This window comes from Streptomyces sp. NPDC007905 (genome assembly GCF_042959345.1).
Classification (GTDB): domain Bacteria; phylum Actinomycetota; class Actinomycetes; order Streptomycetales; family Streptomycetaceae; genus Streptomyces.
Genome location: NZ_JBIBKS010000002.1, coordinates 79328 through 92628, shown reverse-complemented (window position 1 = coordinate 92628; position 13301 = coordinate 79328). Strand labels below are relative to the sequence as shown.

Annotated in this window: 14 protein-coding genes and 1 tRNA gene; 10 read left to right on the top strand and 5 right to left on the bottom strand. The window is 71.1% G+C overall.

What is annotated here, in order from left to right:
• Positions 1-20: 20 nt before the first annotated feature.
• On the bottom strand, positions 21-662 hold the full coding sequence (locus ACFZDC_RS04095) for an ATP-binding protein (protein ID WP_391319894.1): 642 nt from the start codon (positions 660-662) through the stop codon (positions 21-23).
• 174 nt (positions 663-836) lie between these two features.
• A complete protein-coding gene (locus ACFZDC_RS04090; protein WP_391319892.1) occupies positions 837-1664 on the bottom strand; it encodes a glycerophosphodiester phosphodiesterase family protein in 828 nt (275 codons plus the stop codon).
• A gap of 335 nt (positions 1665-1999) precedes the next feature.
• Between ACFZDC_RS04090 and ACFZDC_RS04085 the strand changes: the two genes are divergently transcribed.
• The gene (locus tag ACFZDC_RS04085; RefSeq protein WP_391319891.1) at positions 2000-3496 is read left to right on the top strand and encodes a trypsin-like peptidase domain-containing protein; all 1497 of its coding nucleotides are present in this window, start codon (positions 2000-2002) and stop codon (positions 3494-3496) included.
• 269 nt (positions 3497-3765) lie between these two features.
• Here ACFZDC_RS04085 and ACFZDC_RS04080 read toward each other — a convergent pair whose 3' ends face one another.
• Complete coding sequence (locus ACFZDC_RS04080; RefSeq protein WP_391319889.1) at positions 3766-4326, bottom strand: hypothetical protein; 561 nt, start codon at positions 4324-4326, stop codon at positions 3766-3768.
• Positions 4327-4409: 83 nt separating this feature from the next.
• Positions 4410-4733: a hypothetical protein gene (locus tag ACFZDC_RS04075; protein ID WP_391319887.1), complete on the bottom strand. Its 324-nt coding sequence runs from the start codon at positions 4731-4733 to the stop codon at positions 4410-4412.
• Positions 4734-4798: 65 nt separating this feature from the next.
• Here ACFZDC_RS04075 and ACFZDC_RS04070 point away from each other — a divergent pair.
• Both ACFZDC_RS04070 and ACFZDC_RS04065 read left to right on the top strand, forming a co-directional pair.
• Positions 4799-4883, top strand: a tRNA-Ser gene (locus tag ACFZDC_RS04070).
• A gap of 231 nt (positions 4884-5114) precedes the next feature.
• Positions 5115-5777, top strand: coding sequence for a hypothetical protein (locus tag ACFZDC_RS04065; RefSeq protein ID WP_391319885.1), 663 nt, complete (start codon positions 5115-5117; stop codon positions 5775-5777).
• A 39-nt stretch (positions 5778-5816) separates the two neighbouring features.
• On the opposite strand, the gene ACFZDC_RS04060 is transcribed toward ACFZDC_RS04065, so the two are convergent.
• Entirely contained in the window at positions 5817-6683 is an 867-nt protein-coding gene (locus tag ACFZDC_RS04060) for a bifunctional DNA primase/polymerase (protein WP_391319883.1), read from the bottom strand.
• Positions 6684-7053: 370 nt separating this feature from the next.
• Between ACFZDC_RS04060 and ACFZDC_RS04055 the strand changes: the two genes are divergently transcribed.
• The 7 genes from ACFZDC_RS04055 to ACFZDC_RS04025 all read left to right on the top strand — a co-directional run bounded on the left by ACFZDC_RS04055 (position 7054) and on the right by ACFZDC_RS04025 (position 13083).
• A complete protein-coding gene (locus ACFZDC_RS04055; RefSeq protein ID WP_391319881.1) occupies positions 7054-7368 on the top strand; it encodes a hypothetical protein in 315 nt (104 codons plus the stop codon).
• Between the two features lie 304 nt (positions 7369-7672).
• Positions 7673-8824, top strand: coding sequence for an acyl-CoA dehydrogenase family protein (locus ACFZDC_RS04050; RefSeq protein ID WP_391319878.1), 1152 nt, complete (start codon positions 7673-7675; stop codon positions 8822-8824).
• Complete coding sequence (locus tag ACFZDC_RS04045; protein ID WP_391319876.1) at positions 8821-9771, top strand: OB-fold domain-containing protein; 951 nt, start codon at positions 8821-8823, stop codon at positions 9769-9771. The genes ACFZDC_RS04050 and ACFZDC_RS04045 overlap by 4 nt, the downstream gene beginning before the upstream one ends.
• Before the next feature lies 1 nt (position 9772).
• On the top strand, positions 9773-10804 hold the full coding sequence (locus tag ACFZDC_RS04040; RefSeq protein WP_391319875.1) for an acyl-CoA dehydrogenase family protein: 1032 nt from the start codon (positions 9773-9775) through the stop codon (positions 10802-10804).
• Between the two features lie 12 nt (positions 10805-10816).
• Positions 10817-11215 (top strand): MaoC/PaaZ C-terminal domain-containing protein, encoded by a 399-nt coding sequence (locus tag ACFZDC_RS04035; RefSeq protein ID WP_391320690.1) that lies wholly within the window; start codon positions 10817-10819, stop codon positions 11213-11215.
• Positions 11212-12378: a lipid-transfer protein gene (locus ACFZDC_RS04030; RefSeq protein ID WP_391319873.1), complete on the top strand. Its 1167-nt coding sequence runs from the start codon at positions 11212-11214 to the stop codon at positions 12376-12378. Before ACFZDC_RS04035 ends, ACFZDC_RS04030 begins: the two co-directional genes overlap by 4 nt.
• Before the next feature lie 147 nt (positions 12379-12525).
• On the top strand, positions 12526-13083 hold the full coding sequence (locus ACFZDC_RS04025; protein ID WP_391319871.1) for a SigE family RNA polymerase sigma factor: 558 nt from the start codon (positions 12526-12528) through the stop codon (positions 13081-13083).
• Positions 13084-13301 lie beyond the last annotated feature (218 nt).

The window sequence follows — 13301 nt, the reverse complement described above, 5'->3', positions numbered from 1 at the left end:
TTCCCGTGCCGGGGAAGGTCTCAGTCCAGCTCGTCGAACGCGTCGGCGAAGTCCAGTTCGGCCATGGCCGGAACCGCGGAGGCGGTGACGCGCGTAGCGAAACCGCCGCCCCCGCCGCCCCCGGCATCAGGATCGTGGACATCGTCGTTGACCACCACCCAGACCGTCACCTCGCCCTGGATGTCGTCCCGCACACCCCAGTCGTCGGCGAGGGCCGTGATGATGTTGAGCCCGCGGCCGCCGTGCGCGGTGACCGACGGGGTGGCCGGAGCCGGCCGAGTCGGGCCGCCGCCGTCCGTCACCTCCACGATGAGCCGCCCGCGGACGTCCACCCGCCATGCGGCGCGCACATCACCGTCGCCGGCCGGAGCGTCCCCCAGGGGCCGGCCGTGTTTGCAGGCGTTGCTCAAAAGTTCGGAAAGGATCAGTACGGCATCATCGATGACCGTTTCCGAAACACCTCCGCTGCGCAGCTGCGCACGCATCCGGTGCCTCGCCTTCCCCACGCCCGCAGGGCCATGGGGTACGGCCATGCTCGACGACGTGGGCACCTCCTGTGCCACCACCAACGCCACCCCCGAGACCTCCTTTGCCCCACGCCACGGTGTGGATGCCCCTTTGGCCTGTACCGGAAACCGGCCAATCCCCTTGCGGTGACGCATTCGCAACGACCGCATACGGGGCGAATGCGCCGGAGCACTCCCGGTGACGGGCCTGTCGTCGTGTGGCTGGATTTCATTGGTGTGGCCGAGAATGGAGGATGGTGTAGCCGGGCGCCGGGGTCAAGGGGTGTGGACGGGTCCTTACCCGGCTCTTGCGGCCTTGTCCTCCCGAACTCAGCGACCCAGCCGGCGCAGCACCGCGCGCGGGCGGTTGGTGATGATGGCGTCGATGCCCAGCTCGAGGCAGAGGTCGACGTCCTCGGGCTCGTTCACGGTCCAGACGTGGACCTGATGACCGGCTCGTTTCAGCCGCTCCACGTATCCGGGGTGGTTGCGCACGATGCGGATCGAGGGGCCCGCGATCCGCACGCCCGCCGGCAGCCGTCCGTCGCGCAGTCTGGGCGAGACGAACTGCATCAGGTAGACCGTCGGCAGCGTCGGCGCCGCGGCGCGCACGCGGTGCAGGGAGCGCGCCGAGAAGCTCATGACCCGTACCGACGACTCGGCCGCCGAGGCGGGTGCGTCCAGTCCGAAGCGCTTCAGCAGGAGCAGCAGCCGCTCTTCCACCTGTCCGGCCCAGCGTGTGGGGTGCTTGGTCTCGATGGCCATCTCCACCCGCCGCCCGGAGTCCGCGACCAGCTCCAGCAGCCGCTCCAGGGTGAGTACGGAGGTCTCCGCCGGGTCCTCCGGCCGGTGCTCCCAGTCGGGCTCCTCGTCCCGCCCGCGCCAGACGTCGCGGGACTTCCACGAGCCGAAGTCCAGGGCGGCGAGGTCGGCCAGTTCCAGGGCCGATACGGCACCGCGGCCGTTGGAGGTGCGGTTCACCCGCCGGTCGTGGACGCAGACCAGATGACCGTCGGCGGTCAGCCGTACGTCGCACTCCAGGGCGTCCGCCCCGTCCTCGATCGCCTTCTTGTACGCGGCCAGGGTGTGTTCGGGTGCATCCTCGGAGGCCCCTCGGTGCGCGACGACCTGGATGGCGTGCTGTGGTGCGTGGGTCACCGCGTCATGGTGCCACCGACGCGGGGTACACGGGGCGGCGCGGGTGCGTCCGTGCGGCGAACGGGGCATCCGGCCTGTTCATTTATGTAACTTTTGCCTTAAAAGTCGTATATAAAGGGTGCCGCTGGACCCACAGGCAGCGCTTATGGTGCTCTGACGGCCCGTGGGAAAAGCTGACTGCATACAACAGGAACACGGAACCATGCACAGCTGCATCGCGCCGGGCCCACGCTTCACGGGCGACGAACGTGCACGCCGCGACGAGCGTGAGCGAGCATGAGCGAGTGTGACCGAGTGCGACCGAGAACAACAGCCGTGGATCGAGGAGAAGAGCTGTGAGCACCGAGAACGAGGGCAACGCGGTACCCCCGGCCCCGTCCGCACCTCCTGTGCCGGTGGCATCTCCCGCTGCTTCGCCGCAGGGCTCCGTGCCCGACGGGGGCGCGCCGACGGCTCCGCTTCCGCCGGTGGACCAGGGCGGCCCCGGCGCCGGGGAGCAGGGCACCGCAGCCGCAGCGCAGGCCCCCGCCGGCCCGTCGGAGCAGGCGTACGCCTCCGGACCCGCCCCCCACGCCCACCAGCCCTACGGCGGCCCGGCCCCCGACGGCTCCTGGCCGCCCCCGCCCCCGGCCACGCCGTCCTACGGTGACGGCTCCGGCGGCGCGGGTGCAGGCTGGGGGTCGTCGTACCAGCAGCCCGCCCCCAAGCCCCGCAGCGGGCGCGGCGGGCTGGTCGCCGCGGTCCTCGTGGCCGCGCTGGCCGCCGGCGGCCTGGGCGGCGGCCTCGGCTACACCCTGGCCAAGGACAACGACAGCAACGGCTCCACCACCGTCTCCGCCTCGGACAACAGCGCCTCGCAGGTCAAGCGCGCCCCGGGCACGATCGCCAACGTGGCCGCCAAGTCGCTGCCCAGCACGGTCACCATCGAGGCGGAGAGCACCAGCGGCGAGGGCGGCACCGGTACCGGGTTCGTCTTCGACACCCAGGGCCACATCGTCACCAACAACCACGTGGTGGCGGACGCCGTCGACGGCGGCAAGCTCACGGCCACCTTCCCCAACGGCAGGAAGTACGACGCGGCGGTCGTCGGGCACGCCCAGGGCTACGACGTCGCCGTCATCAAGCTCAAGAACGCCCCGTCGGACCTCAAGCCCCTCGCCCTCGGCGACTCGGACAGGGTGGCCGTCGGTGACGAGACCATCGCCATCGGCGCCCCCTTCGGGCTGTCCAACACGGTCACCACGGGCATCATCAGCGCCAAGAACCGTCCGGTGGCCTCCAGCGACGGCAGCTCCTCGAGCAAGGCCTCCTACATGAGCGCCCTGCAGACCGACGCGTCCATCAACCCCGGCAACTCGGGCGGTCCGCTGCTGAACTCCTCCGGCGCGGTGATCGGCATCAACTCGGCGATCCAGTCCAGCGGCAGCGGCGGCTTCGGCTCCGGCCAGTCGGGTTCGATCGGCCTCGGCTTCGCGATCCCGATCAACCAGGCCGAGTACGTCGCCAAGCAGCTGATCAAGACCGGCAAGCCGGTGTACGCCAAGATCGGCGCGTCCGTCTCCCTGGAGGACTCCAGCGACGGCGCGAAGATCACCGACCAGGGCACGGGCGGCGCCGCCGCGGTCGAGTCGGGCGGTCCCGCCGACAAGGCCGGCCTCAAGCCCGGGGACGTCATCACCAAGCTCGACGACAACGTGATCGACAGCGGCCCGACCCTGATCGGCGAGATCTGGACCCACAAGCCCGGCGACAAGGTGGCGATCACCTACAAGCGGGGCGGTGAGGATCACACGGTGGACCTCACCCTCGGTTCCCGGGTGGGCGACAGCTGACCGGCACGCGCGCGTAGGGGTGCCTCTCGGGGAGGGGCACCCCTTCCTGGCATCCCTGGGCAGGTCCACCCGGCAGTCGGCGGATCCCGTACCGGCCCGCCGGGACTTTCCGCGGGCCCTCATGGAGGGACTTCGCCCCCACGACCCCGCCCCGGTCGAGGATGGGCGCTGTTGCGGACCAGAGGTCGAAGGGCGCCGCGACATGGGAGATGACGGGCCCCCGCCCTCCGGAACGAGCCGGAGGGCGGGGGCCTCGTGTAGTCAGGCGATCAGCCGTTGTTCTTCATCCTGGAGCCGGTTGCTCCCGGCTCCTTCGGCGCCCAGCCGGGAGCGTGGGTGGCGTCCTTGAAATCGGTCGATTTCATCAAGACCCGCCAGTCCTCCTTGCCCGCGTCGCCATCGAGTCGAACGGTGAACTCCTTGATCTGACGGGTGGCATGGAAGTAGAGGATCACGACCTGGCGCTCTGAACCACCGTCATAGAAATCGCCTGTCACTCTTCCGCGGGCGCCGGCACCGAAACCCTTGATCCAGTTCTCAGCGGTCTTTCCGGCCTGCGCCTCGCTGCTGTCGCTGGTCGCCAGCTTGCGAAGCTCATCCGCCTTGCCGTCGGCGATGTCCCACACGAGCTCTTGCATCACCAGCAGAGAGCCGGTGGAGGGGTAGCCGACCACGTGCAACGGCTCGTGGTCGGCGTACGCCTGCTCGTAGGACGCGCCTGGCCCTCTCGCATCAGCAGAGCTGCTGTCGAGGACAGCACATCCAGACGTCAGCAAAACTGCTGCCGCCAGCCATCCGGCCGCTGTGTGGCTCTGCTTCAACCTGGGCATCTCACGTCCTTGTTACGAGCGGGTCTTGGGCCTGATGATCGTGACCTTGTGGATCGGGTTCGAGGTGTGGCCGTGCCGATTGATCACCTCGTGGAGGTGGTCTGATTCTTCGGGCCGTGCTGCACGATCCCCGCATGCCCCTGCACCATGGACGAGACGATCGCCGCATGGTGGTAACCCCTCTCCCTCTTCCACTTGAAGAAGACGAGATCCTCCACCTTGGCGTTCTCCTCGTGCGGAATGATCGAGGAATTCCGCCCCCCGTGGTCCAGGGCCTTGGAGACGAAGCTCGCGCAGTCGGTCCTGTACTCCCACCTGGTGTCCAGGTTGTTGTACGCCCAGAAGGTCGATCCGGAGAGATCTTGGGCAGAGGCAGAGGCAGAGGCAGGGGACCCCGTGTGGACCAAGAGCCCCGCGCGTGGCCGGAGCCCGGTACGCTGTACCCGCTCCGCCCCAGGTGGGACGGGGCCGAGGTGGGTTGCCCGAGCGGCCTAAGGGAACGGTCTTGAAAACCGTCGTGGCGCGAGTCACCGTGGGTTCAAATCCCACACCCACCGCGCAGGAGAACGACCCCGTACCCGGGACACTGGTGCGGGGTCGTTGCTGTTGCGCCGGGGAGGTGCGTGCTGGTCCCGGTCTGCGGGCCTCACATGATCCGTGCGAGGTGACGGCACTGTCCCGGGTCCGTGACACAGGCCGTTCCGGTGGCGCGGTGCGCGCGGCTGGGCGCTACGGTCCGGATCCGGGTGCGGCCGGTCGGGCCGCCCGTGAACAGGGGGACGTCCCGGATGAATGCCCATCGCCTCAGACCCGTCGTCGTCGCGCTCGTGTCGGTCGCGCTGACCGCCGTGCTCACCGGGTGCCAGGGGAGCGACTCCGCCGCCGGGGCCGGCGCTGCGCGGAGCGCCGACGCCACGGCCGGTTCGGCGCCCGGCACGGCGGGCGGCAAGGACAAGAGCGGCGGCAAGGGCGGCGGCAGCGGCAAGGGTGGGGCCTCGGCGAGCGGGGGTGCCACCGCGACCGCGTCGCCCGCCTCCAAGGCCACCGGTCCGGCCGGGACCACGGCGACACCGGCGGCCGGCTGTGTCAGCGAGGCGCCGGACCCGGACCACGTCGATCCCGACGAGTTCGCCGTCTACCGCGTCGAGGAACTCGACGGCAGCACCGGCAAGGTGAACCTCGTCATCCGGCACGGGGCCTGGGGATGCCCCGGCAAGGACAGTGACGGTGCGCCGTTCGTCGTCACCGGCGAGGACAGCCGCTGGGCCCTGGACCAGGCCGCCTACGTCACCGCCACCAACCCCGTCACCGACAGCAGTGAGAGCCGGCGCATCGGCGTGGAGGAGCTGATCGACTGGATCGAGGCGCACCCCGACTCCGGCCTGGTGTTCAGGTACGAGACCGGCGACGACGGTTCCATCGACCGACTGGAGCAGGTCTACACGCCGTAGTCATCACGGCGGTCGCGAGCGCACCGAGGTGCGTGGCCCTCACGGCCGATGCCCCGTCATCCGGGCCGCCGACGCGATCGTCGCCCGGGCCTCGCGCTCGGAGAGGCCGGTGTTCAGGGCCGCCTCGATCAAGGGGGCGAGCAGGGCGGGGCCGATGCCGTTCTCGTAGGCGCGGCAGGCCGCCCAGAACAGCCGGGTGTTGCGCTGGCCCTCGTGGGCGGTCATCACGAACTGGACCAAGCCCCGGCCGTGGTCGCCGGCGGGCGGCGGTGCCGGGTGCTCGGTGCGGGGCGGGGGCACGAGCAGCCGTAGCAGGGTCGGCGGGCACAGGGCGGGGGTCAGGTGCGCGGTGCCGGGCGCGGCGGCGTACACGCCGTGGTCGGTGCGGGAGCCGGGGCCCACGAGGTAACCGCCGGCGCCCCGGATGTCGATACCAGGGGCCAGCCGGCCGGCCGAGTTGGGGACGACGACGTCGGGCGGGCCGGTCAGCCACAGGTGGCGGCCACCGCTGGGGGTGAGGACGACGACCGTCTCCGGGATCGTGAACAGGTGGCGCAGGGCCAGTTCACGCAGGGCGGTCGAGGAGTCGGTGCCGGACTTGGTGTCCAGGTCGACGCCGATCAGGTGGTGCGGGGGCAGGCCGCAGGCGATGCCGTAACCGGTGGCCCAGGGTGCGGCGGCGAACAGCTCGCGGATGCGGGCCGGGTCGGTCGAGGCGTCGTACACGCCGTGGCCGAAGCGGCCGCACTCGCCGTGGCAGGGCGTGGGGTCGGGGGCGTCGCGGTGCGGGGAGCGCAGGGCCGGCAGTTTCGTCCGGGACAGGGGGATGACGGCCAGTCCGCGTTCGGCGGCTGACAGGGCGTGTGCGAGGGCCAGCGTCGTGGCCTGCCGGTCGGTGGTGGCCATGGATCCATGTTCGTACGTACGTTCGAAAAAGGGAAGTGGGGGGCGGGGTGGCGCGCCGGGGCGAGGGGGAATGGCCGGAAAGCTGCCGGAACGATTCGCCTCTTGTGGTGCTTGGTGAGTGAATGCCCCGGCTGTTCCCTGTTTGTGAGGTGAGATGCCCAAAAGTGACGATAGGGGTTTATCGACATGTCATCACGCTTGCGTGCGAATCATGCCTTCCGGGCTGGTTCGCTGGGGATTCGGTGGGCAACTCTGGAGGCGCGACGTCGTTCACGACAGCCGAGGTGGTCGGCCAACTGCCTTGGCGCAAGCCGTACTTCACGTACTTTCGGCCTCAGGGCCGCTGAGTGCTCCGTTCTGGAGGAACAACATGGCAAGCATCCGTACCGCCCGCGTTCTCGCCGCCGTCTCCGCCCTCCCGCTCGCCGCCGCCCTCTTCGCCGGTGTCGCTGCCGCGGACAACGGCGCCTTCGCGGACGACGGATCGAACGCCGGCGTGGCGAGCATCGTCGGCAGCGGGGTCGGCCACGACAACAACGGAAACTCGTCCACCACACAACAGAACGCGGCCGGCTCCGGCGCCTCGAATCAGAGCAATACCGCCCAGGTCAAGGGCTCCGCCTGGACGGCCATCCAACAGGGCAACGAGAACGTGGCCATCCACTTCACCCGGCTGTGGTGGTGAGCGTCGGCTGAGGTCCCTCGTGGGGAGGGCCCTCAGGGGTGTGCTTCAGGGTCGCAACGCGTCCGCGCGGCGGTACTCCGGTGCCGCCGCGCAGGCGTTTTCGGTGGTGCGTGGGGGTGGCCGTCGGGGCGTTTTCCGGTAGTGCGCCGACGGGCGCGCGGGGGTGGCCTTCCGGCGCTCCGGTGCGGGCGCGGGGGCGGGCTTCCGGCGTGCCGGCTCGGGGCGGCCGGCCTTGACACCGCCCCCTATCTGACGGACAGTCAGAAACCGTCCCGTCAGGCAAGTGAGGCCGGGAGGGCCCGCCGTGCACCTCGCCCCCACCGAGCGGCAGCAGCGTCTGCGCGCCGAACTCCGCGCCTACTTCCGCGGCTTGCTGCCCGAGCGTGGCGAAGTCGCCGACAGCCGGGCCCTGCTGCGCCGCATCGGTGCCGACGGCTGGCTGGGGCTCGGCTGGCCGGCCGAGTACGGCGGCCAGGGCCGGGGCGCGGACGAGCAGTTCGTCTTCTTCGACGAGGCGTACCGGGCCGGCGCCCCCGTCTCCATGGTCACCCTGAACACGGTCGGCCCGACGTTGATGAAGTACGGCAGCGAGCGCCAGAAGGCCTACTTCCTGCCCCGGATCCTCGCCGGGGACCTGGTCTTCGCGATCGGCTACACCGAGCCCTTGGCCGGTACCGACCTCGCCTCGCTGCGGACCCGGGCGGTGCGGGAGGGCGACGGCTGGCGGATCGACGGGCAGAAGATCTTCACCTCGGGCGCCCAGCACGCCGACTGGATCTGGCTCGCCTGCCGCACCGACCCGGACGCGCCCCGGCACCGGGGCATCTCCCTCCTCCTCGTCCCGACCGACACCCCCGGCTTCTCCTGGACACCGATCGAGACCGTGGGCGGTCAGACGACGACGGCCACGTATTACGACGGTGTCCGCGTCCCCGCGGAGAACCTGGTCGGCGCCGAGAACGAGGGCTGGTCGCTGATCACCAGCCAGCTCAACCACGAACGGGTCGCCCTCGCGGCCATCGGCATGCAGGCCGAGGAGTTCCACGCCGCTGCCCTCGCCGCCGCCCGTACCCCCGATCCGGTGACCGGGCGGCGTCGGATTGACGAGCCGTGGGTGCGTTTTCTGGCGGCTGAGGCGCATGTCCGGCTGGCCGCGTCGCGCCTGCTCAGCTGGCGTTTGGCGGGTGATGTGGGGGCGGGCCGGCTCGCCCCCGGGGACGCCAGCGCGGTGAAGGTCGCGGGAACGGAAACGGCTGTCGCGACGTATCGCATGTGTCAGGAGATCGTCGGAGATGCGGGACTGATCCGCTCCGGTTCCCCGGGCGCGGTCGGGGACGGCGAGCTGGAGCGGCTGAACAGGGCGGCGCAGATCAACACGTTCGGGGGCGGGGTGAGCGAGGTGCAGCGGGAGATCGTCGCGACGATGCGGCTCGGGATGACGAGGGGGCCGAGGTGAGCGAAGAGGTGGACGAGCTGGGGGTGCGGCTCAAGGCCTACGAGGGGCGCGCGGCCGCCGTCGCGTGCGTCGGCAAGGACCCGGTGAACGCACCGATGATCCGTCACTGGTGCGAGGCGATGGAAGACACCCATCCGGCGTACCGCGGGCCGGACGCCATCGCTCCGCCCACCATGCTCCAGGTATGGACGATGGGCGGCCTCTCGGGCCACGAGGGACGCACCGAGGCCTATGACGAACTCCTCGGCCTGCTGGACGAGTCGGGCTGCACGTCCGTGGTGGCCACCGACTGCGAGCAGGAGTACCTACGGCCCCTGCGTCCGGGCGACGAGGTCAGCTTCGACGCGGTGATCGAGTCGGTCTCCGACCGCAAAACGACGAAGCTGGGCGCGGGGTACTTCGTCACGACCCGCATGGACGTGAGGGCCGGCGGCGACCTGGTGGGCACGCACCGCTTCCGCATCCTCAAGTACGCCCCCGCACGGCGCGCCCCCCGGGCGCGGCGCCCCCGCCCGGTGGTCAACCGGGACAACGCCGGCTTCTGGGAGGGCGTGGCCGCGCACCGGCTCCTCATCCAGCGCTGCACGGGCTGCGGCACCCTGCGCCACCCCTGGCTGCCGGGCTGCAACGCCTGCGGCTGCCTGGACTGGGACACGGTCGAGGCGAGCGGCGGGGGCGCGGTCTACTCGTACGTGGTGATGCACCACCCGCCCTTCCCGGCCTTCACAGAATCCGATCACGCCGCTGACGCGTCGGGTCCCTATGCCGTCGGCCTGATCGAACTGGCCGAAGGCGTGCGGATGGTGAGCACCGTGGTGGGCGTCCCCCACGACAAGGTGCGCATCGGCCTGCCGGTCCGGGCGGAGTTCCGGAGATACGAGGACGAGGGTGCCGAGGAGGGCGCCCTGGTCCTGCCGGTCTTCCGGGCCGTCGAGGGCGAGGGGTGACATGGACTTCACGCCCACCGAGGCCCAGGCCGAGGCCCGCGACCTGGCCGCGCGGATCTTCGGTGACCTCGCCACCCACGAGCGGCTGGGGGCCGTCGGCACCGGCAGCGACCCCGACCTGTGGAAGGCCCTGTGCACGGCGGGATTGATCGGCGCCGTGACGGAACTCGGCCTGCTCGGGCTCGTGCTGCTCCTGGAGGAACAGGGGCGTACGACGGCCCAGGTGCCCTACGCGGCGACGTGCGTGTACGGCCTGTTGGCGGTCGCCTCCCACGGCACCCCGGAGCAGCGGGAGCGGCTGCTGCCCGGCATCGAGGACGGTTCGGTGGTGGTCGGCGGGGCATTTCCGGCGCAGGGGGGAGTACGGGCCCTGGCGCGAGGCGGGCTGACCGGCTCCGTCCCCGCCGTCCCCTGGCTCCGGGACGCCACCCACGTCCTGGTCGCCGACACCGACCGCCGTCTGTGGCTGGCCCCGCTCGGCGACGGCACGCGGACCGTCCCGGTCGAGCTGACGGCACCCTGGTCCGCGGCCCGGCTCCTCCTCGACCGCGCACCGGCGGAACCCCTCGGCGGCCCGGATGCCGGTGTCTACGCGGACGTCCTCGCCACCGCCCGCACCGCCTTCGCCGGGCTGCAGGCCGGGGTGTGCGCCGGGTCGCTGGCGCGGGCGGTGGCACACACCAACACCAGGGAGCAGTTCGGGCGCCCGCTCGCCACCCGGCAGGCCGTCCAACTCCGGGCCGCCGACGCCCACCTGGACACCGAGGCGATACGGGTGACGGCGTACGAGGCCGCCTGGCGGCGGGACGCGGGGCTGCCGTACGCCACGCACGCGCTGACCGCCGCCTGGTGGGCCGCCGAGGCGGGGCAGCAGGTCGTCCACACCGGTCAGCATCTGCACGGCGGAGCCGGAGCCGACCTCGACCATCCGGTGCACCGGCACTTCCTGTGGGGGCGGCAGCTGGGCGCCCATCTGGGATGTGGGGCCGAAGTGCTGCAGGAACTCGGGGAGTTGATCGCGAGTGGGGAATGAGGCATGGAGTCACTGAGGGTGGGCGCCGAGTTGCCGCCGCTGGAGATCCCGATCACGCGCACGCTGATCGTGGCCGGGGCCATCGCCTCCCGGGACTACCAGGACGTGCACCACGACGCGGAGCTGGCCCGGCAGAAGGGCTCACCCGATGTCTTCATGAACATCCTGACGACGAACGGGCTGGTGGGCAGGTACATCACGGACCATTTCGGCCCGTCGGCGGTGCTCCGCAAGGTCGCCATCAGGCTCGGGGCGCCCAACCACCCGGGGGACACGATGGTGCTGACGGGCAGGATCGAGGCGGTCGAGGAAGACACGGCGACGGTGCGCGTGGTCGGGGCCAACGCCCTGGGGAGGCACGTGAGCGGCACCGTGACCGTCACCCTGACCCCTCGGGAGACCGTGTCATGAGCGTGCGCGCACGGGACTCCCTCGGCGGCCGGGCGGCGATCATCGGCATCGGAGCCACCGAGTTCTCCAAGGACTCCGGGCGCAGTGAGCTGCGGCTGGCGGTGGAGGCGGTGGGAGCCGCGCTGGACGACGCGGGGCTCACACCGGGGGACGTGGACGGTCTGGTGACGTTCACGATGGACACCAGCCCGGAGATCACGGTGGCCCAGGCCTGCGGGATGGGAGACCTGTCCTTCTTCTCCCGGGTCCACTACGGCGGCGGCGCGGCCTGCGCGACCGTCCAGCAGGCGGCACTCGCGGTCGCCGCGGGAGTGGCCGAGGTGGTGGTGTGCTACCGGGCGTTCAACGAGCGGTCGGGCCGCAGGTTCGGCGTGGGCGTGCAGCACCGGGAGCCGTCGGCGGAAGGGGCCGCGCTCGGCTGGGCACTGCCGTTCGGGTTGCTCACCCCGGCCTCCTGGGTGGCGATGGCGGCCCAGCGGTATCTGCACACCTACGGGCTGACCCCCGAGGCGTTCGGGCACGTGGCCGTGGTGGACCGGAAGTACGCGGCGACGAACCCGGCGGCCTACTTCCACGGCCGCCCCATCACCCTCGCCGACCACACCGCCTCCCGCTGGATCGCGGAGCCGCTCAGACTGCTCGACTGCTGTCAGGAGACCGACGGCGGCCAGGCCCTGGTGGTGACGTCGCTGGAGCGGGCCCGGGACCTGCCGCGTCCGCCCGCCGTGATCGCGGCGGCAGCCCAGGGCGCCGGCCGGGCGCAGGAGCAGATGACCAGCTTCTACCGGGACGACCTGACCGGCCTGCCGGAGATGGCGGTGGTCGCCCGGCAGCTGTGGCGGACGTCGGGACTGGGGCCGGCCGACATCGACGTGGGGATCATCTACGACCACTTCACACCGTTCGTGCTGATGCAGCTGGAGGAGTTCGGGTTCTGCGCAAGGGGGGAGGCGGCGGACTTCGCGGCGGAGGAACGGCTGCCGCTGAACACCCACGGGGGCCAGCTCGGGGAGGCGTATCTGCACGGGATGAACGGAGTGGCGGAAGCGGTGCGCCAGCTGCGGGGTACGGCCGTCAACCAGATACCGGGGGCGACCCGGACCCTGGTGACGGCCGGTACCGGGGTGCCGACGTCGGGGCTGGTCCTGACGGCCGACGGATGAGTCCTCAGGGGTGAACCCGCAGCAGCGGTGCGCCCGTAGTCCACCTTCAGGAGGTGGAGGCAGCCCCACTCCTACAACCTGAGGGGGATCCGGCTTCGGGACCTGGGGCCGATCCGCCCGAGCACCGCGCGCTCCTAGCGTGGAGCCATGACCACACCCGTCTGCACCAGCGCCTCGGCCGCCGCCGCACCGGCGCGGCAGACCCCCGCGTACCCGTCGTTCTCGTCGTACGTGAGGGCCCGCCAGCCGGTCCTGCTGCGCACCGCGCGCTCGCTGACCGCCAACCCGAGCGATGCCGAGGACCTGCTGCAGACCGCACTCACCAAGACCTATGTGGCGTGGGAGCGGATCGAGGACCACCGGGCGCTCGACGGCTATGTGCGCCGGGCGCTGCTGAACACGCGGACCTCGCAGTGGCGCAAGCGCAGAGTGGACGAGTACGTCTGCGACGAGCTGCCCGAGCCGGAGCCGGTGCTCGGCGAGGACGACCCGGCCGAGCGGCAGGCGCTGCACGACGCGATGTGGCGGGCGATCACCAAGCTGCCCGCGCGACAGCGGGCGATGGTCGTCCTCCGGTACTACGAGGACCTCAGCGAGGCCCAGACGGCCGAGGTGCTCGGGGTCTCGGTGGGCACGGTGAAGTCGGCGGTCTCCCGGGCCCTGGGCAAGCTGCGCGAGGATCCCGAGCTGGGGATGGTGCGCTAGTTGTTCTATCCACGGAGGTTGGTGACGGACACCACGACTGAGTGATCTTGAAATGGGTGAGGGCCTTCTGGCCTGGTGTGGATTGCGACATCTGCACCGGCGACCAGGGACACGGGACTTTCGCCACAGGCCCGGCCGAGTTTTCCTCCCCCTAGTGACATACCGCGCGGTATGTGCGCAGAATCAGCGCAACCCTCTACCACCGCGTAGGCAATGTC

Excerpts from the sequence above, each read along its gene's own strand:
- ACFZDC_RS04060 (WP_391319883.1), bottom strand. The coding sequence starts at position 6,683 with ATGGCCACCACCGACCGGCAGGCCACGACGCTGGCCCTCGCACACGCC.
- ACFZDC_RS04055 (WP_391319881.1), top strand. The coding sequence starts at position 7,054 with ATGGCAAGCATCCGTACCGCCCGCGTTCTCGCCGCCGTCTCCGCCCTC.
- ACFZDC_RS04025 (WP_391319871.1), top strand. The coding sequence starts at position 12,526 with ATGACCACACCCGTCTGCACCAGCGCCTCGGCCGCCGCCGCACCGGCG.
- ACFZDC_RS04080 (WP_391319889.1), bottom strand. The coding sequence starts at position 4,326 with ATGCCCAGGTTGAAGCAGAGCCACACAGCGGCCGGATGGCTGGCGGCA.
- ACFZDC_RS04065 (WP_391319885.1), top strand. The coding sequence starts at position 5,115 with ATGAATGCCCATCGCCTCAGACCCGTCGTCGTCGCGCTCGTGTCGGTC.
- ACFZDC_RS04095 (WP_391319894.1), bottom strand. The coding sequence starts at position 662 with ATGCGTCACCGCAAGGGGATTGGCCGGTTTCCGGTACAGGCCAAAGGG.
- ACFZDC_RS04040 (WP_391319875.1), top strand. The coding sequence starts at position 9,773 with ATGGACTTCACGCCCACCGAGGCCCAGGCCGAGGCCCGCGACCTGGCC.
- ACFZDC_RS04030 (WP_391319873.1), top strand. The coding sequence starts at position 11,212 with ATGAGCGTGCGCGCACGGGACTCCCTCGGCGGCCGGGCGGCGATCATC.